Source organism: Streptomyces sp. NPDC005374 (genome assembly GCF_042872225.1).
Lineage (GTDB): Bacteria > Actinomycetota > Actinomycetes > Streptomycetales > Streptomycetaceae > Streptomyces.
The window spans coordinates 306200-322826 of record NZ_JBIAKA010000002.1; the positions used below are offsets into that span (position 1 = coordinate 306200).

A 16627-nucleotide genomic window follows, 5' to 3' on the forward strand; every position below is an offset into this window, starting at 1 on the left:
CACCTACGCGGGCACCTCGTCCTGGGACTACCGCGTAAACCGCGGATCACGACCCCGTAGGACGCTCGAAAGCGCCGAGCTCCGGGACCGGACGCGGGCCGGTTCCGGGGCGCCAGCCCGCGTCGAGTTTGCGCAGGCCCACGCCGTCCGGTGCCCAGATGTGGCAGCTGTTCATCACCGCGGCCGAGGCCCGCGGGTCCTCGCCGAAGTCGCCCGCCGCCCGTCGGCGCGCGTTGACGGACATGGCCGACTGCACCACCGCCGGGCCGAGCGCGCGAGTCAGCTCGTAGAGGTGGGAGCAGCCCGAGACGCCCCGGAATCGCTCCTGGACGGCCCGGTTGTAGCCGGCGGCGACACTCAGCCCCACCAGCCCCCCGAAGGCCGGGGTGATCAACGGGCACTCGACATGCGGGAAGTCACGCATCTCCGCGTCGGCGGCCACGACGACCATGTCCGCGAGGCGTACCCGCACCGCCAGGACCATCCGGTGGACGACCCCGCCCGGCGGCTGCTCCCAGGGGCGCTCGTCGCACAGCTCCGCCTCGACCCGGATCTCGGCGCCGTCCTCCTCGTACGCGGTGACGGTGATCGTACGGCGGTGCAGCGGAAGGGCGGAGTGTGTCATGACGTCACCTCCGGCACCGTCTCCCCCAGCCCCGCGAACTCCGGCTGCCGGCGCTCGATGAAGCTGAGCACGCCCTCCCGGTAGTCCGGGGCGCGCTTGGCCACGGCCAGCAGTGCGGCCGCGCTGTCACGGCTCTCCGTGAAGGACCGCGCCTGGTCGTCGACGAGCTGCCGTTTGATGAGCGACATCGCGTACGGGCTGACACTGCGGGCCAGTTCGGTCGCGTAGGCGAGGGCCGCGGGGAGGAGCTGGTCCGGCTCGACGAGGCGGTTGACCAGCCCCATCGCGTGGGCCTCCGTCCCGGTGAAGCGGCGCGAGGACAGCAGCAGGTCGGCGGCGTTGCCGTGACCGACGAGCCGGGGCAGGAGCCAGGACACACCGTCCTCGGCGACCAGCCCGCGCGCGCTGAAGGCGGCGGCGAACTTGGCGTGCGGCACGGCGAACCGGACGTCGCACATCAGGGCCTGATTGAACCCGATGCCCGCGCAGGCGCCGTTCACGGCAGCCACGACCGGCTTGGGGAACGTCATGGGGCGGGTGCGCGGGGGCAGCTGGTCGGTGGGCCACGGGCGGGCGCCGGACGAGGCCCCGTCCAGGACACTCATGTCCATGCCGGGGCAGAAACTGCGCCCGGCTCCGGTGAGCAGCACGGCCCGGACCCTCGGGTCCGCCTCCGCCCGGTCGAACAGCTCGTTGTAGAGGAGCTCCATCTCCAGCGTCCAGGCGTTGTGCCGCTCCGGCCGGTTCAGGGTGAGGAGCATGACCCCGTCGTCGGTGAGTTCGGTGAGGATCACCGGGGTCGAAGTCTCGGTCATCGAGGTCACTCCCACGGGCCTGTTCGGTTCACAGCTTCGATTTATAGCTAGATGAATCATCTATATACCAAAGACTCTCGGGGCACCAGATCCGACCCCGCCGAGGGAAGATCACCCGGCCCTTGACCTGGTACCCTCGATGCACTAAGACGATTCATTTCGCTATATGAGGAGCCCACCGTGGCCGAGGCAGCCCGCGCAAGCGAAACGGCGACCGTGCCCGTCCCCGCCCGCACTCGCGTCGGACGCCAGGTGCGGGTGCCGAAGACCGCCGAACTGGTCGCCGCACACCTGCGCCGCCAGATCGTGCGGGGCGAGCTCAAGCCGGACGACGCGCTGCCGCCGGAGTCGGGCCTGATGGAGCAGTTCGGCATCTCGCGGCCGACGCTGCGCGAGGCGTTCCGCGTACTGGAATCGGAGTCGCTGATCACGGTGCGCCGCGGCGCCCACGGCGGCGCCCGGGTGAGCGCACCCGACGCCGACGTCGCCGCCCGCTTCGCCGGTCTGATCCTCGAGTACCGCGGGGCCACCCTGGGCGACCTGTACCGCGCGGCCGCCCTCATCGAGCCGCCCTGCGCCCGGCAGCTCGCGACCAAGCACACCGCGGACGACATCAAGGCGCTGCGGGACGCGGTGGCGGCCGAGAAGGCGGTCCTGGACGACCCGCTCGGCCTGGTCGAGGCGCAGGACACCTTCCACGCCCTCCTGGTCGAGCTCACCGGCAACCAGACCCTGATCCTGCTGTGCAGCATGGTCCGCAACATCATCGACCGGGCCAACGCCTCGTACACCGCGGCCGCCGTGGACGCCGAGGCCCAGAAGACGCAGGCGCTCAAGGGGCACCGGGCGCATGTGCGGATGGTCGGCCTGATCGAGGCCGGCAAGGCGGACGAGGCCGAGAAGCTCTGGCAGCGGCACATCTCCGGCGCCGACGACGTGGTGAACTCCGCCGGACCCAAGACGGTGCTCGAACTCCTCGACTGACCCCGTACAGGCCCCGCTTCCCCGCACCCAACCACCCCGCTTTCGGCTACCCCCTTGCCTCAGAGAAACAGTTAGATAATTATAGGAGTCGTACCGATTAGCGACGGGGTCCGGAGGCGACGGCCATGGCCGAACAGCGCAAGCCCATCTTCGACTGCGACCAGCACATGTACGAGGAGCGGGACTCTTTCACCCGCTATCTCCCCAAGGAGTTCCTCGGCGCCGCGGTCGCACCGGTGACACTGCCGGACGGGCGGGAGGTGATCCTCGCCGGGGACCGGATCGTGGTCTGTCTGGAGCCGGAGTTCGGGCAGGTCTACCGCCCGGGGTCGCTGAAGGAGATGCTCAAGGCGATGGCCTCGGGCAACCCGGAGGAGACCTACCAGTTCGAGCCGATGCACGAGTCGTACCAGAACCGCGAGGCCCGGCTGCGGGTCATGGACGAGCAGGGTCTCGACCAGTCGATCATCTACCCGGGCGGCTGGGCCCTGGTCGCGGAGGAGTACGTGAAGGGCGTGGAGCCGCTCTACGCCAACTACCACTCGTTCAACCGGTACATGAACGAGGTCTGGGGCTTCAACCACCAGGGCCGCATCTACGCCCCCGCCCTGATGTCGCTGCGCGATCTGCCCAGCGCGGTCAAGGAGCTGGAGTACGTCCTGGACCAGGGCGCCCGCTTCATCCTGCTGCCCACCGGACCGGTGTACGGCCGCTCGCCGGGCGACCCGTACTTCGACCCGTTCTGGAAGCTGGTCAACGAGGCCAAGGCCAGCGTCTGCTACCACATCAGCGAGTTCTACTACAACTCGCAGGTGGCGCCGTCGTGGGGTTTCGACCCGCACCCCATCCACTTCCGGATGTCGGCCTGGCAGTGGCAGAACACCTACGGCCAGCGCCCCATCGAGGAGACGCTGTCCGCGCTGATCTTCGACAACCTCTTCGGGCGCTTCCCCGACATCAACGTCCTGGTCTCGGAGTTCGGCTCCGAGTGGGTGCCGCACTTCGTGCGCCACATGGACAAGAGCCGGGGCATGGGCCGCAACGGCCCCTGGATCGGCGGGCAGTTGGACGAGCGGCCGAGCCAGATCTTCCGCAAGCACATCCGCGTGGTGCCCTACCCCGAGGACGACATCGTGAACGTCGTCAAGCGCCTCGGCTACCACGAGTCCATCGTCATGGGCTCCGACTTCCCGCACGCGGAGGGCCTGGCGCAGCCGGCCGACTTCCGCAAGCTCATCGCGGAGCTGGGCGAGTCCGCGCAGGACGACATCATGTACAACAACGCTCAGCAGCTGATCAGCCGCTGAGCGTCGTAGCACCAGAACTCCGCCTGGCGGCGGGTCCGGTCCGGTACTAACCGACCAGGCCCGCCGCCAGGTTCGCGATGTCGGTGAGCAGTGCGGTGCCGCGGGGCGAGTTGTCGTAGCCGGCGAGCGGGTAGCCGTTGCTCAGACAGGCGAAGGACAGGCCCGACTCCGGGTCCATGAAGCCCAGTTGGTAGGCCGCGCCGGCGCTGCCGAAGAGGGCCGGTGAGCCGGTCGACGGAAGGTTGCTCCCCGCGTCGGGTCCGGCCACCGTGACGAACAGTCCCATGCTGGTACGGCGACTGCCGCCGCCCCCGTAGATCTGCTCCCCGTAGGGGTGATCGGTGAGCCTGATCCGGGTGCCCTCGGCCACCGCCTCCGGCTTCCACAGGCCGGAGTGGACCAGCGCCTGGAAGTAGAGGGCGACGTCGGCGGCGGTGGCGACCAGGGCGTGGCTGGGTTCTCCGGCCGCCAGGACCTTCGGGTCGGACAGGTACCAGGGCCCCCAGGGGTCGGGTTCCTGGTCGTCGCCGGTGCGGTCGGTGGCGAGCATCGGGGCGACGCTGCCCGGCTGCCGGTCCACCGGGACCCCCAGCTCGATCGACGACAGACCCAGTGGCTCCACGATGTGCTCGCGCAGGTGGTCGGCGAAGGCGAGGCCCGTGCGCCGCTCGACGATCTCGGCGATCAGCCAGGCCGCCGAGGTGAGGTGGAACTGGAAGCGGCTGCCCGGCGGGTAGTCGAGACGCCAGCGCCCGAAGGCGGCCAGCCGCTGCTCGCGGTCGAGCATCTTCGGGTATCCGAGGGGTGCGAAGGGGAAGCCCGCGGTGTGTGTGAGCACCTGCTCGACCGTCACCGACTCCTTTCCGTTCGGCGCGAACTCCGGGATGATCGCGGCGACTTGCTCGCTGACGTCCAGGAGTCCGTCGCCGATCAGTTTCCACACCACGCCCGCGACGACGGACCGTCCGACGGACTGCAGGACGTACCGGGTGTCGGGGCGGGCGTCGCCGTAGGTCTCGAAGGCCACCAGGTGCCCCTCGTGGGCGACGGCGACCTGCGCGGACGGCAGGGGGCCGTGGTCGACCTCCCGGCGGATCCGGCCGAGGAGGGTGTCGAGGCGGTTCGGGTCGACGTGGTCAGGCACTGGTTCCTCCTTCGTGCGGTTCCCGCAGCAGGCGCCGGACGACCTTGCCGTTGGCGTTGCGCGGCAGGTCGTCCACGAACCACCAGCGGACGGGGACCTTGAACCCGGACAGCCGGGCGCGGGTATGGCTGCTGAGCGCCGCCGGGTCCGGCGGGGCGCCGGGATCGGCCGGGACGACGAAGGCGACGACGGTCTGGCCGAGCCGTTCGTCGGGCACGCCCGTCACCGCGGCGTCGGCCACGCCGGGGTGCGCGGTCAGGACGGTCTCGACCTCCAGCGGATGGACGTTCTCCCCGCCGCGGATGATCATGTCGGTGCGCCGGCCGAGGAGGTAGAGGTAGCCGTCCTGCGCGATCCGGCCGAGGTCGCCGCTGTGCAGCCAGCCCTCGGCGTCGATCCGGAAGAAGTGGTCGGCGCGGGCGTGGATCTCGCCGACGCCGTCGGGTCCGGCACCGGCCACCCTGACCTCGACGCCGGGGGCGGGCCGCCCCACCGAGCGCAGCAGTTCGGTGCGTCCCGCGACCGCTTCCCGGTGGTCCTCGGGGGTGAGCACGCTGATCGGTGAGCCCTCGGTCTGTCCGAACATGTTGAGCATGCGGACACCGGGCATCGCCTCGTACGTCCGCCGCAGGGTGCCGGGGCGGACGGGCGCTCCCCCGTACTGGAGGGTCCGCAGGGTCTCGTGGCGGGCCTCGCCCGCGGCCAGCAGGGTCTCCAGCATCGCCGGGACCATGCTGGTGTGGGTGGTGCCGAGCTCGCGCAGCAGGGCCCAGCCCTCGACGGTGAAGCGGGGCAGGCCGGTGATCAGGGCGCCCGCGGCGAGGGCGACGGCGATGTTGCCGAGGCCCGCGATGTGATGGAAGGGCGCGCTGCCGCCGTAGAAGCTGTCGGGGTCGAGCGCGCACAGGCTGCCGTTGACGCGGGCGCGGGCGGCCAGGCGCCGCTGGGTCATGGGGACGGGCTTGGGCAGGCCGGTCGTGCCGGAGGTGTGCAGGACGGCGGCGAGGTCGTCCGGTGCGGACGTCAACTCCCGTGGGACCGGGTGCAGTTCCGGCACGATGCACAGTCGCCGTCCGGCGAGTTCGGCGACCTGCAAGCCGAGTGCGGCGAACTCGCGCTGCGCCAGCAGGGTCTGACAGTCCGTCGCCTTCACCACGGTCGCGATCTCGTGTGCGGTCATCCGGACGCCGAGCGGCGCGAGCGGATGGCCGGACCCCGCTCCGCCGATCACCAGCGCGAGGGCGTCGGCGGAGGTGGCGACCAACGCCGGTACCGGCGCGCCGGGTTCGAGGCCGAGGGAGTCCAGCCAGTGCGCGGCGCCGCCGGCCCGGTCGAGCAGTTCGCGGCCGGTCCAGGTCAGGTCGCCGAACCGGGCGGCGGGCCGGGGATGGTCGTAGGCACGGCTCACCATGGCGGTCCAGGCGACCGATTCTCCGGACTCCCGCGCGCCGCCCACCGGCTTCACTGCTCCAGGCGGGCCGCCGCGGTGCCGGTGACCACCTCGACGCCGTCCTGGTTGACCGTGCGCACGGAGAAGTGGGCGACCGGGCCGGTCGGAGTGTCCTCGACCGAGTCGACGGTGGCCGTGGCGGTGAGTGTGTCGCCGGGCCAGACCTGGGCCTTGAAGCGCACGCCGTAGCGCAGCAGCGACTCGGTGCCGACCCAGTCGGTCAGGACCCGTCCGGTCATGCCCATCGTGAGCATGCCGTGGGCGAACACTCCGGGGTATCCCGCGGCCTCGACGGCGAACCTCTCGTCCGTGTGCAGCGGGTTGAAGTCTCCGGAGGCACCGGCGTACTGCACGATCCGGGTCCGCTTCAGGTCGTCGACCAGGACGCTTTCGCGGGTCTCGCCGACCTTGATGTCGTCCGCGCTCAGGCTCATCGGGCGTCCTTCGGGGTTGCGGGGCCCTCGGGCACGACGGCCACGGTGACGGCGCTGACGACCGGGTTGCCGTCGGCGTCCCGGTACTCGGTGATGCGCTCGCTGAACAGGAGACGGCCGGTGCGTCCCTGCTTCTCCCAGCTGCGGCCGGGGACGGTGTGTGCGTGGAGCGTCTCGCCGGCGCGTACCGGGCGGTGGTACTCGAAGTGCTGCTCGGCGTGCAGTCCCCCGGCGCCCTCGGCCATCACCCCGGGGCCACGGCCGGACCCGAACCACTCCTCGTCCGGCTTGGGCCGCAGGTGGTAGTCGGGGTCGTAGTGGGCGCTCGCCATGGTGAAGGTGGGCGGGGCGAGCGCGCTCGCGCCCTGGTGGTCCGGGTTCTCGTCGCCGATGGCGCGGGCGAACATCATGATGTGCCCGGCCTCGACGGGGAACGGTTGCGCTGTCATCGTCGTGAGCTCCTCGGTCGGTACGCGGTCAGTACGGCAGGAACGCGTCGCGGGTGGCCTCGTCCGGGTCGAAGTCCGGCGGCAGTCCCTCGAACTTCGGCTCCCGCTTCTCGGTGAAGCTCGCCACGCCCTCGCGGAAGTCGGGCGAGCCCGCGAAGAACTCCATGGCCGAGTAGGAGCGGGCGAGGGCGTCGGTGAAGGTGCGGTCGAGGTCGCCGTACACCTGGTGGCGTACCACGGCCATGGCGCGCGGGGAGCAGTTGCGGGCGATGTCCCGGGCGTAGGCGCGGGCGGCGTCGAGCAGGTCCTCCGGTTCGACGACGCGGCTGACGACGCCGAGGTCCTTGGCCTCGTCGGCGTCGAAGACCCGCCCGGACAGCAGCAGGTCGAGGGCGTTCTCCAGGCCGATGACACGTGGCAGCACGTACGGCAGGTTGTACTCGCCGGCCAGGCCGCGCCGGGTGAAGGCGGTGGTGAAGCGGGCGCCACGGGCGGCGAAGCGGACGTCGCAGATGAGTGCCTGGATCAGACCGATGCCCGCGCAGGCGCCGTTGACGGCGGCGATCATCGGCTTCGGCAGCAGGCGCCTGCTGTACATGGGGACACGGGCCTGGAGGTTGAGGGACTGGCCCGGCTGGGAGTTCTGTTCCAGACGCTGGACGTCCATGCCGGGGCAGAAGGCCCTGCCCGCACCCGTGATGATCACGACGCGGACGGCGGGGTCGTTCGCGGCCTCGTCCAGGAGCGCGAAGAAGCGGCGCTCCATGGGGATACTCCAGGCGTTCTTGCGCTCGGGGCGGTTGAGGGTGACGGTGGCGACGCCGTCCTCGTCGACCTCGTACAGCACCAGGTCGTCGTCCTGGGCGGGCTCGTCAGTCATCGCGGTCATTCCTCCGTCAGCGATTCGATGGGGTCGGCGGGGGCTATCGGATCGCCGACGCCCTGCCGTTCCCCGGAGATGGTCACCACCACCTGTCCGCGCGCGCAGATGCGGCCGTCCGCCATCACGTCGACGTCGGCGAAGTGCACTTTGCGGCCGCGCCGGACACAGCGCGCGTAGGCGACGGCCTCCCGGCCCCGGGCGGGGGCGAGGTACTGCACCGACATCGAGACGGTGCTGAGCCGGCTGCCCTTGGTGAAGTCGTGTCCGGCGATCACGGCGCCGGCGCCTGCGGTGTCGATGAGCGCCGAGACGACTCCGCCGTGGAAGATCCCTTCGTGTGCGGAGAGCGTCTCGGTGTAGGGGAGCACGATCTCGACGCCGTCCGGGTCCCAGCGCGTCACGCGGAGGCGGCAGTATCGGTTGAAGGCGACCCCGCGCTCCCAGCGGGCCCGGAACCACTCGCGGCGTTCGCGCTGTTCCTGGTCGGTGAGGGTCCTCGCCGCGACGGTCATCAGCACGGCCTCCGGTCTCGGCCTGGCGGCCGGTTTATATAGTTACATGAATAAGATAGTTGAGCAATCAGGCGGGGCACGATCCTGGCGCCAGATGTATTATTTATATAACTCATTCGCTGTCCGTGAACAGAGGGAGACCTGATGCCGTCGACCGCCCTGGCCGGGATCCGCGTCCTCGACCTGTCCCGCATCCTCGCGGCACCGCTCGCCACCCAGATGCTGGCCGACCTGGGGGCCGAGGTGATCAAGGTCGAGCGGCCCGGCGCGGGTGACGACTCGCGGTCGTACGGCCCGCCGTTCGCCGCCGACACGGACACCGCCGCCTTCTACCTCGCCTGCAACCGCAACAAGCGGTCGGTCACGGTGAACCACGCCACCGCCGAGGGACAGGAGTTGATCCGCGCCCTCGCCGCCCGCTCGGACGTGCTGGTCGAGAACTTCCGCACCGGAACGCTGGCGAAGTACGGCCTCGACCACGAGAGCCTGCGCGAGCTCAACCCCCGGCTGGTCTATCTCTCGGTGACGGGCTTCGGGCAGACCGGGCCCTACGCCGAACGTCCCGGCTACGACGGCATCTTCCAGGCCATGTCCGGGATGATGAGCGTCTCCGGGCACCCCGAGGAGCCGATGAAGGTCGGCATCAGCATGGTCGACATCCTCACCGGCCTGTACGCCTCGACAGCCGTGCTGGCGGCGCTGCGGCACCGGGACGTCACCGGCGAGGGCCAGTTCATCGACCTGTCGCTGCTGGACTGCGGACTGGCCTCGCTGTCGCACTTCGCGATGAACTACCTGGTCTCCGGGGAGGTTCCGCAGCGGCGCGGCAACGGCGGGTACGGCGGGATCCCCTCGCAGGCGTTCCAGTGCGCGGACCAGCCGATCTTTCTCGTGGCGGGCAACGACAAGCAGTTCGCGGGGTTCTGCGCCGCGGCCGACCGCACCGACCTGCTCCAGGATCCGCGGTTCGCCACGACCTCCGCCCGGATCAGTCACCGTGAGGAGATCCTGCCGGTGCTGGCGGCGATCCTGCGGGCCCGTCCCCGGGACGAGTGGCTGGCCGTGCTCGACCGGCACGACGTCCCTGCGGGGCCGTTCAACGAGTTGCCCGAGGTCTTCGCCGATCCGCAGATCCTGCACCGGGAGATGCTGGTCGAGGTCGAGGACCCGGTGTCGGGGCGGCTGCCGCTGCTCGCCAATCCGATCCGGTTCGCGGCGACGCCGGTCGAGGGGTATGTGGCGCCGCCGCGGCTGGGTCAGCACACGGCCGACGTCCTGGGCGGGGTGCTGGGGGTGACGGAGGAGCGGCTGGCGGAGCTGCGGGGGCGGGGGGTGGTGTGAGGGGTTTTTCTCGCCCCCGCCGCCCTTACCCGTCCCGTCCTTCGGGGGCTCCGCCCCCGCACCCCCGCTCCTCAAACGCCGGAGGGGCTATTTTCAGCCCGTCCGGCGTTTGAGGACGAGGCCCTTCGGCCCGAAGGGGGGTCTGGGGGCGCAGCCCCCAGGTACGGGACGGGTAGGGGCGGCGGGGGCGAGAAGAACTCCTGCCTCAGCCGAGCAGCGTACGGCCGCCCTCCAGCATCAGTGTCGCCCCCGTCAGATACGCCATGTCGTCGCTGACCAGTGCGGCCACCGCCCGGCCGATGTCCGACTCCGGGTCACCCATCCGTCCGAGCGGGATGCCGGCCAGCACCTGTTCGGCCCTCTCAGGGTGGTCGGTGAAGTACGCCTCCGCCGCCGGGCTCAGCGCGGCCGGGCAGACGACGTTCACGCGGATACCGTACGCGCCCCACTCCCGCGCGGCGACCCGCGTCAGTCCCCGTATCGCCTCCTTGGCCATCGCGTACGCGGCGAAGCTCACCTCGCCCTGCACCGCGGCTGAGGACCCGAGGTTGACGACGCTGCCGCGACTGGCCCGCAGCTGGGGAAGGGCCGACTGCATGGCGTGGAAGGTCGCCAACGGGCCGCTGCGGTAGGCGAGTTCGACATCGTCGTAGGACGTCTGCTCCAGCCGACGCTGGACCGAGGTCTGCGCGTTGTTGACGAGCACGTCCAGGCCGCCGAACTCCCGTACCGTCTCGGCCACCATGCGGTCGACGTCGGCCCGTTCGCCGACGTCCCCGACCACGACACAGGCCCGGCCGCCGCGGCCGGTGATCTCAGCGGCGGTGTCCTTGAGCGTGCCTTCGGTGCGGCCCGTGATCACCACCGCCGCGCCCTCGGCCGCCAAGGCGAGGGCGATCCCGCGGCCCACGCCCTGGCCGCCGCCGGTGACCAGTGCTGTCTTCCCCGACAACCGCAGCATCACGTCTCCTTCCAGAAGGCGCCCCAGGAGGGGAAGGCGGCGGGCAGGGCCGGTGCTCCGGCGCCCTCCCAGCCCTCGAATCCCACCTGTTGGGGGCGCTCGGTCACATCCGCCGCGTACCAGTGCTGCTCGCGGCGCCGGGTGAAGTACCACTCGCCGTCCACGCGCGCGTAGTCGTCGAGATAGCGGATCGCCATCACGATCCACCGCTCCCCCACCTCGTGTTCGGCACGGCAGTAGACGGACCCGGTGGCGGTGTCGGGGCCGGTGAACTCGATGCGGTGGCCGCAGATCTGGTGGACCGAACGGTGGAAGCCCCGGACGAGCGGCTCGATGTACGCCCGCAACGCGTCCCGGCCGCGGCCGTGGCGCCCCATGTCCACGTCGGGCGGGAAGCAGTGCACCCAGGCGTCGAGGTCACGGGCGTCCACGGCCAGCGCGTAGCGGACGGGCAGCTGCTGGACGGCGAGGTGCGACTCGATGCGGTCGACGCGCTCCTCGACCGACATCACGGCCGGGGCTCCTTCGGCAGACCGAGCACCTGCTCGCCGATGATGTTGCGCTGGATCTCGCTCGATCCGCCGTAGATCGTCTCCGCGAGGGAGAGCAGGAAGGAGCGCTGCCGGGTGTCCAGGCCGTAGTCCTCGCCGACGATCTGGCCGGCTGGGCCCGCCAACTCCTGGGCGAGGTGGCCGAGTTGCTGGTGCCGGGTCGAGGCGTACAGCTTGGCCGTGGTGGCCTGGGCGCCCGGGGTGCGGCCTGCGGTGAGTTCGGCGATGGTGCGGAGGTTGGTGGTGCGCATGATGCGTACGGAGATCCAGGCGTCGATGATCTGACGGCGCAGCATCGGATCGTCGAGCGCTCCGCGTTCCCGGGCCCGGTCGATCAGCGCTTCCGCCTCCCGCTCGAAGGTGAGCTGCTGGGGCAGGAGGGTCGTGCCGCGTTCGATGCCGAGGGTGGCCATCGCGGTGCGCCAGCCCTGGCCGACCTCGCCGACGGCCATGTCCGCGCCGGTCCGGGCGTCGGAGAGGAACACCTCGGCGAACTCGTCCTGGCCGGCGAGGTTGCGGATGGGGCGGATCTCGACGCCGGGCTGGTCCGTGGGCAGGAGCAGCATGGTCAGGCCCTTGTGCCGGACGGAGTCCGGATCGGTGCGGGCGAGGACGTAGAGCCAGTCGGCGTGGATGCCGAAGGACGTCCACACCTTCTGTCCGCTCACCACCCAGCTGTCGCCGTCGCGCTCGGCCCGGGTGCGGACCGACGCCAGGTCCGAGCCCGCGCCGGGCTCGCTGAAGCCCTGGCCCCACAGCTCCTCAACGGCGAGGATCGGCGGCAGGAAGCGCTTCTTCTGCTCCTCGGCGCCCACCTTGAGGAGCATGGGGCCGAGCAGGTCGAGGGAGTTGCCGGTGGCCCGGTAGGGGGCGTTCACGCGGGCGTACTCGTACTCGAAGACGATCTCCTCAAGGAGTCCGAGACCGCGTCCGCCGTACTCCCTGGGCCAGCCGACGCCCAGCCAGTTCCCCGCGGACAGCTCGCGGTCCCAGGCGAGGCGGACCTCCCAGGCGGCGCCATCGGTGGGGCCGCCCACGCCCCGGTGCGCGGCGAACTCGCCCACGAGGTGGTCCGCGAGCCAGTCCCGCAGCTCGTCGCGGAAGTCGCGTACGGCGGATCCGAAGTCCAGCTCCATGCCAACGTCCTCCTGTGGTTCAGATGCCGAGCCGGGCGGCCAGCAGTTCCCGGTGGTACGACGGCGGGCCGAGCAGCGCCTCGGAGCTCTTGGCCCGCTTGAAGTACAGGTGCGCGGGGTGCTCCCAGGTGAAGCCGATGCCGCCGTGGACCTGGATGTTGTCGCCGGCGACCCTGGTGAACGCCTCCGAGCAGAAGACCTGCGCCAGTGCGGCCGCTACGGCGATCTCCGTCTCGTCCCCGGCGTCCAGTGCCCACAGTCCGCCGTACGCGGCGGAGCGGGCCGACTCGATGTCCGTCAGCATGTCGGCGCACTTGTGCTTGATCCCCTGGAAGGAGCCGATGGGCCGCCCGTACTGCACCCGGATCCTGGCGTAGTCCACGGCGGCGTCCAGGGCCGCGGCCGCTCCCCCGACCTGTTCGGCGGCGAGCAGGACGGAGGCGGTGGCGAGGGTGCGTCGCAGCGCGGGCCACGCCGTGCCCTCGGTGCCCAGCAACCGGGCAGGGGTGGCTGTGAACTCCAGCCGGGCCTGTTTACGGGTCTGGTCGAGGGTGGGGAGGGGTGTGCGGGTGAGACCCGGTGCGTCGGCGGCGTCGACCGCGAAGAGGCTGACGCCGGCGGGCGTGCGGGCGGCGACGAGGAGCAGGTCGGCGAGATGGCCGTCGGGGACGTAGGTCTTCGTGCCGGTCAGCTGCCAGCCGGACCCCGTGTGGTGGGCGGTGAGGCGGATGCCGGGCTCGTCCCAGCGGCCGATGTCCTCGGTGAGCGCCAGCGTGGCCACCGTCGCGCCGGACGCGATGCCCGGCAGGAGGTCGTGCCGGGCCTGCTCGTCGTCGCAGCGCAGCAGGGCTTCGGCGGCCAGGGCGACGGTGGCGAAGTACGGGCCGCACAGCAGCGCGCGGCCGGCCTCCTCGAAGACGATGCCGACGTCGACGTAGCCGAAGCCGGAGCCGCCGTACTCCTCCGGTACGGCGAGGCCCTGGAGTCCCAGTTCGCCGGCCATGCGGCGCCAGGCGAGGTCGTCGTGGCCCTCCGGGTCGGCGGCGAGACGGCGTACGGCCGCCTCGTCGGAGTACTTGGCCAGGAACGACCGTACGACTTTGCGTAGTTCGTCCTGTTCCTGGGTGAAGGTGAGGTCCATGCCTTCCTTCCCGTCCTCGGTGCGACGCGGCTGCCGACCGCTTGCCGCACTCCACTCGATACAGTTAGATAATTATAGTATCCGCACTGATTCCACCAGGAGCGCGACGTGACCGATATCTACGCCCCGTTCACGAGCCTGACCTTCGAGCGGCCCGCGCCCGGCGTGCTGCGCGTCGTGCTCGACGCCCCGCACCTCAACGCGGTCGATCCCCGGATGCACGGGGAACTGGCCGACATCTGGCCGGTGATCGACCGGGACGAGCAGACCCGGGCCGTGCTGGTCCAGGGGGCGGGCCGGGCCTTCTCGGCGGGCGGGACCTTCGACTCCATCGATGCCATGACCGGGGACTACGCGGTGCGTACCCGGGTGATGCGCGAGGCCCGGGACATGGTCTACGGGGTCATCAACTGCTCCAAGCCGGTCGTCTCGGCGATCCACGGTCCGGCGGTCGGCGCGGGCCTGGTCATCGGGATGCTCGCGGACATCTCCGTCGCCGCCCGTACGGCGAAGATCGTCGACGGGCACACGCGTCTCGGGGTCGCGGCCGGTGACCACGCGGCCATCTGCTGGCCGCTGCTGTGCGGCATGGCGAAGGCCAAGTACTACCTGCTGACCTGCGAGGCGCTCACCGGTGAGGAGGCCGAGCGGATCGGCCTGGTGTCCAAGTGCGTGGACGACGCGGACGTGCACACCGAGGCACTGCGCGTGGCGACCGTCCTGGCCGACGGTCCCACCAGCGCGATCAGCTGGACCAAGCGGTCCCTCAACCACTGGTACCGCACCGCGCAGCCGATCTTCGAGGCCTCCCTCGGGCTGGAGTTCTTCGGGTTCGGCGGCCACGAGGTCGTCGAGGGGCTGGCCGCCCACCGCGACAAGCGCGCCCCGGACTTCGAGGGCGTGGGCAGCAAGCACCCGCTCGATCTCTGACCACCCACGAGAGGAACCGACCGATCATGACGCCACAGCAGACCACCACCGCAGTCCCGCCCCTGGTCAAGGGGTTGACGTACGAGGAGATGCCGGTCGGGCAGGTCTTCCGGACCGCCCGCCGGACCGTCACCGAGACCGACCTGGTCAACTTCGTCACCTGGGGCGGCTTCACCGAGCCCCTCTTCTGGGACGCCACGCACGCGGCGGAGGGCGGATACACCGGCCGGCTGGTCCCGGGCGGCCTGACGTACTGCCTCGCCGAGGGGCTCGTCCTGCAGACGAACGTGCTGCACGGCACGGGTCTCGCGTTCCTGCACATGGAACTGACCGTGCGGGGGCCGGTGTACGTCGGGGACACGCTGCACGCGATCGTGGAGACGACGGGCTGCCGCCCCTCCAGCAAGCCCGGCAGGGGCATCGTGACCAGCCGGATCACCGTACGCAACCAGCGGGACGAGGACGTCCTGGTCTACTGCCCGGTACGGCTCATCCGTGGCCGCGACTACGAGGCGCCGACGCCCTGACTCCCGGGTACGAGGCTCAGTCCGCCCTTCGGACCGGTGCCGGGCTCTGCGGCGAACGCTCCCCCGTGCACCCAGTCCGACGGCATCGTGGGCCCCGGTGCGACCTCGTGGTCCGGGACCGCCATCGCGTACAGGCGGGTGTAGCGGAACTTGGCCTCCAGGTTGTCGAGGACCGACCAGTACTCGTAGCCGCACACCTCCACTCCGGCGGCGACGATGCCCGCGAGCCAGGACAGGCGGGCGCGGAGCAGGGCGCGGCGCCGGGTGTCGTCACTGTGTCCGGTCTCGTCGACCAGGTCCAGGTCGCCCATGCCGTTGTCGACGACGGACAGCGGGGGCAGGTCGTCGCCGTACAGCTCGTACAGGCCGGCGACGGCGTCGGCGAGGCCCTCGGGGATGATGGGCCAGCCGTAGGCGGTCGTCTCGACGTCGTCGAAGGGGACGATGGCGAAGCCGAGGCCGACCAGCAGGCGGTTGACCTCGTTGAGGGCGCTGCGGCACTTCGTGGTGGGCAGCACGCGGGGCAGGTTCTCCGGCGCGGTGACCCGGAACGGGGTGTGCCAGGACAGGCCCAGCAGGTCCTGGGCGGTGGCGATGATCTCCAGGTCGCCGGGGCGGACGCAGCCGGTCGCCGGTACGGGCGCGACGTCATCCTCCGTCACCATGTGCTCGCCGAGCAGCAGGGGGTCGAGGAACAGCCGGTTCGTCCAGCTCTCCAGTCGCTCCAGCGCGAGCCGGTCGTAGGGGTCGTCGGTGGCCGCATAGCCGCCGACGAGGGTGATCGTCGTACCGATCCGCCCACTGGCGCCCGCCGATCGCAGGGCCCGGGTGGCGAGTCCGTTGGCGAGCAGGATGTGGTGGACGGCGGGCAGTCCGGCCCGGCCCGCGCCCCTGCCCGGTGAGTACATTCCGGCCACGTGGTCGGCGAGGGTGGGGCCGGCCAGGTCGGTGGAGGTGATCCAGCGCTCCACCCGGTCGCCGAAGCGGCGGCCCAGTTCGGCGGCGTACGCGGCGAAGTGCTCGGCGGTGTCGCGGGCGAGCCAGCCACCGGCGTCGTCCAGCCAGGGTGGCAGCGTTCTGTCGAACAGGGTGAGCGCGGGCCGCGTCCCCTGCGCGAGCAGGGCGTCCAGTGCGCGGTCGCAGCGGTCCAGTGCCGCCCGGTCCCAGCTGCCGGGTCCTTCGGGCTGGAGCCGCGGCCATCCGGCGACCATGCGATGGGTGTCCGCGCGGACGCCGAGCAGCTGCCGGATGTCGTCGGTCCACTGCCGGAAGTGTCCACCGCGTTCGGGCGGGGGCGGCGGCGGGGCCGCGATGGTGTCCGCGGTGGCGACCCCCCAGTCGACACCGCGAAGGGATTCGTGCAGGAAACCATCGCTCATGGTTTACCGTCCAGGCGGTCAAATGGTTCAGCGCATTCAACTGAATGCCCGCCGTCGG

General features: G+C 71.0%; 18 protein-coding genes. 5 read left to right on the forward strand and 13 right to left on the reverse strand.

The window, feature by feature from the left end; translation table 11 throughout:
- Positions 1–46: 46 nt before the first annotated feature.
- Both ACFYRX_RS06845 and ACFYRX_RS06850 read right to left on the reverse strand, forming a co-directional pair.
- A complete protein-coding gene (locus tag ACFYRX_RS06845) occupies positions 47–625 on the reverse strand; it encodes a DUF2889 domain-containing protein (RefSeq protein ID WP_389097248.1) in 579 nt (192 codons plus the stop codon).
- The gene (locus tag ACFYRX_RS06850; RefSeq protein ID WP_389097249.1) at positions 622–1440 is read right to left on the reverse strand and encodes an enoyl-CoA hydratase-related protein; all 819 of its coding nucleotides are present in this window, start codon (positions 1438–1440) and stop codon (positions 622–624) included. Before ACFYRX_RS06850 ends, ACFYRX_RS06845 begins: the two co-directional genes overlap by 4 nt.
- 180 nt (positions 1441–1620) lie before the next feature.
- Between ACFYRX_RS06850 and ACFYRX_RS06855 the strand changes: the two genes are divergently transcribed.
- Together ACFYRX_RS06855 and ACFYRX_RS06860 are read left to right on the forward strand one after the other, a co-directional pair.
- A complete protein-coding gene (locus ACFYRX_RS06855) occupies positions 1621–2424 on the forward strand; it encodes a FadR/GntR family transcriptional regulator (RefSeq protein WP_389097250.1) in 804 nt (267 codons plus the stop codon).
- A gap of 125 nt (positions 2425–2549) precedes the next feature.
- Complete coding sequence (locus tag ACFYRX_RS06860; RefSeq protein WP_389097251.1) at positions 2550–3731, forward strand: amidohydrolase family protein; 1182 nt, start codon at positions 2550–2552, stop codon at positions 3729–3731.
- A 46-nt stretch (positions 3732–3777) separates the two neighbouring features.
- On the opposite strand, the gene ACFYRX_RS06865 is transcribed toward ACFYRX_RS06860, so the two are convergent.
- The 6 genes from ACFYRX_RS06865 to ACFYRX_RS06890 are packed head-to-tail and all read right to left on the reverse strand — an operon-like array spanning position 3778 to position 8603.
- Complete coding sequence (locus ACFYRX_RS06865; RefSeq protein ID WP_389097252.1) at positions 3778–4875, reverse strand: serine hydrolase domain-containing protein; 1098 nt, start codon at positions 4873–4875, stop codon at positions 3778–3780.
- Positions 4868–6340 carry a class I adenylate-forming enzyme family protein gene (locus ACFYRX_RS06870; RefSeq protein WP_389097253.1) on the reverse strand — a complete coding sequence of 491 codons (1473 nt, stop codon included), beginning with the start codon at positions 6338–6340 and terminating at the stop codon, positions 4868–4870. The genes ACFYRX_RS06865 and ACFYRX_RS06870 overlap by 8 nt, the downstream gene beginning before the upstream one ends.
- Positions 6337–6759 (reverse strand): MaoC family dehydratase, encoded by a 423-nt coding sequence (locus tag ACFYRX_RS06875; protein WP_389097254.1) that lies wholly within the window; start codon positions 6757–6759, stop codon positions 6337–6339. The genes ACFYRX_RS06870 and ACFYRX_RS06875 overlap by 4 nt, the downstream gene beginning before the upstream one ends.
- On the reverse strand, positions 6756–7208 hold the full coding sequence (locus tag ACFYRX_RS06880; RefSeq protein WP_389097255.1) for a MaoC family dehydratase N-terminal domain-containing protein: 453 nt from the start codon (positions 7206–7208) through the stop codon (positions 6756–6758). Before ACFYRX_RS06880 ends, ACFYRX_RS06875 begins: the two co-directional genes overlap by 4 nt.
- A 28-nt stretch (positions 7209–7236) precedes the next feature.
- Complete coding sequence (locus ACFYRX_RS06885) at positions 7237–8088, reverse strand: enoyl-CoA hydratase-related protein (protein WP_389097256.1); 852 nt, start codon at positions 8086–8088, stop codon at positions 7237–7239.
- A 5-nt stretch (positions 8089–8093) separates the two neighbouring features.
- Entirely contained in the window at positions 8094–8603 is a 510-nt protein-coding gene (locus ACFYRX_RS06890) for a PaaI family thioesterase (protein WP_389097257.1), read from the reverse strand.
- Positions 8604–8747: 144 nt separating this feature from the next.
- Here ACFYRX_RS06890 and ACFYRX_RS06895 point away from each other — a divergent pair, with 144 nt between their 5' ends.
- Positions 8748–9944, forward strand: coding sequence for a CaiB/BaiF CoA transferase family protein (locus ACFYRX_RS06895; RefSeq protein ID WP_389097258.1), 1197 nt, complete (start codon positions 8748–8750; stop codon positions 9942–9944).
- A 205-nt stretch (positions 9945–10149) separates the two neighbouring features.
- On the opposite strand, the gene ACFYRX_RS06900 is transcribed toward ACFYRX_RS06895, so the two are convergent.
- The 4 genes from ACFYRX_RS06900 to ACFYRX_RS06915 are packed head-to-tail and all read right to left on the reverse strand — an operon-like array spanning position 10150 to position 13733.
- The gene (locus ACFYRX_RS06900; RefSeq protein ID WP_389097259.1) at positions 10150–10905 is read right to left on the reverse strand and encodes an SDR family NAD(P)-dependent oxidoreductase; all 756 of its coding nucleotides are present in this window, start codon (positions 10903–10905) and stop codon (positions 10150–10152) included.
- Positions 10905–11414, reverse strand: coding sequence for a nuclear transport factor 2 family protein (locus tag ACFYRX_RS06905; RefSeq protein WP_389097260.1), 510 nt, complete (start codon positions 11412–11414; stop codon positions 10905–10907). Before ACFYRX_RS06905 ends, ACFYRX_RS06900 begins: the two co-directional genes overlap by 1 nt.
- Complete coding sequence (locus ACFYRX_RS06910; protein ID WP_389097261.1) at positions 11414–12592, reverse strand: acyl-CoA dehydrogenase family protein; 1179 nt, start codon at positions 12590–12592, stop codon at positions 11414–11416. The genes ACFYRX_RS06905 and ACFYRX_RS06910 overlap by 1 nt, the downstream gene beginning before the upstream one ends.
- Positions 12593–12611: 19 nt before the next feature.
- The gene (locus ACFYRX_RS06915) at positions 12612–13733 is read right to left on the reverse strand and encodes an acyl-CoA dehydrogenase family protein (RefSeq protein WP_389097262.1); all 1122 of its coding nucleotides are present in this window, start codon (positions 13731–13733) and stop codon (positions 12612–12614) included.
- A gap of 108 nt (positions 13734–13841) precedes the next feature.
- Between ACFYRX_RS06915 and ACFYRX_RS06920 the strand changes: the two genes are divergently transcribed.
- Both ACFYRX_RS06920 and ACFYRX_RS06925 read left to right on the forward strand, forming a co-directional pair.
- Positions 13842–14663, forward strand: a complete 822-nt coding sequence (locus tag ACFYRX_RS06920; protein ID WP_389097263.1) for an enoyl-CoA hydratase/isomerase family protein — start codon at positions 13842–13844, stop codon at positions 14661–14663.
- Positions 14664–14689: 26 nt separating this feature from the next.
- Positions 14690–15190, forward strand: a complete 501-nt coding sequence (locus ACFYRX_RS06925; protein WP_389097264.1) for a MaoC family dehydratase — start codon at positions 14690–14692, stop codon at positions 15188–15190.
- On the opposite strand, the gene ACFYRX_RS06930 is transcribed toward ACFYRX_RS06925, so the two are convergent.
- On the reverse strand, positions 15169–16569 hold the full coding sequence (locus ACFYRX_RS06930) for a glycoside hydrolase family 1 protein (protein WP_389097265.1): 1401 nt from the start codon (positions 16567–16569) through the stop codon (positions 15169–15171). The two genes, ACFYRX_RS06925 and ACFYRX_RS06930, sit on opposite strands and share 22 nt — an antisense overlap.
- Positions 16570–16627 lie beyond the last annotated feature (58 nt).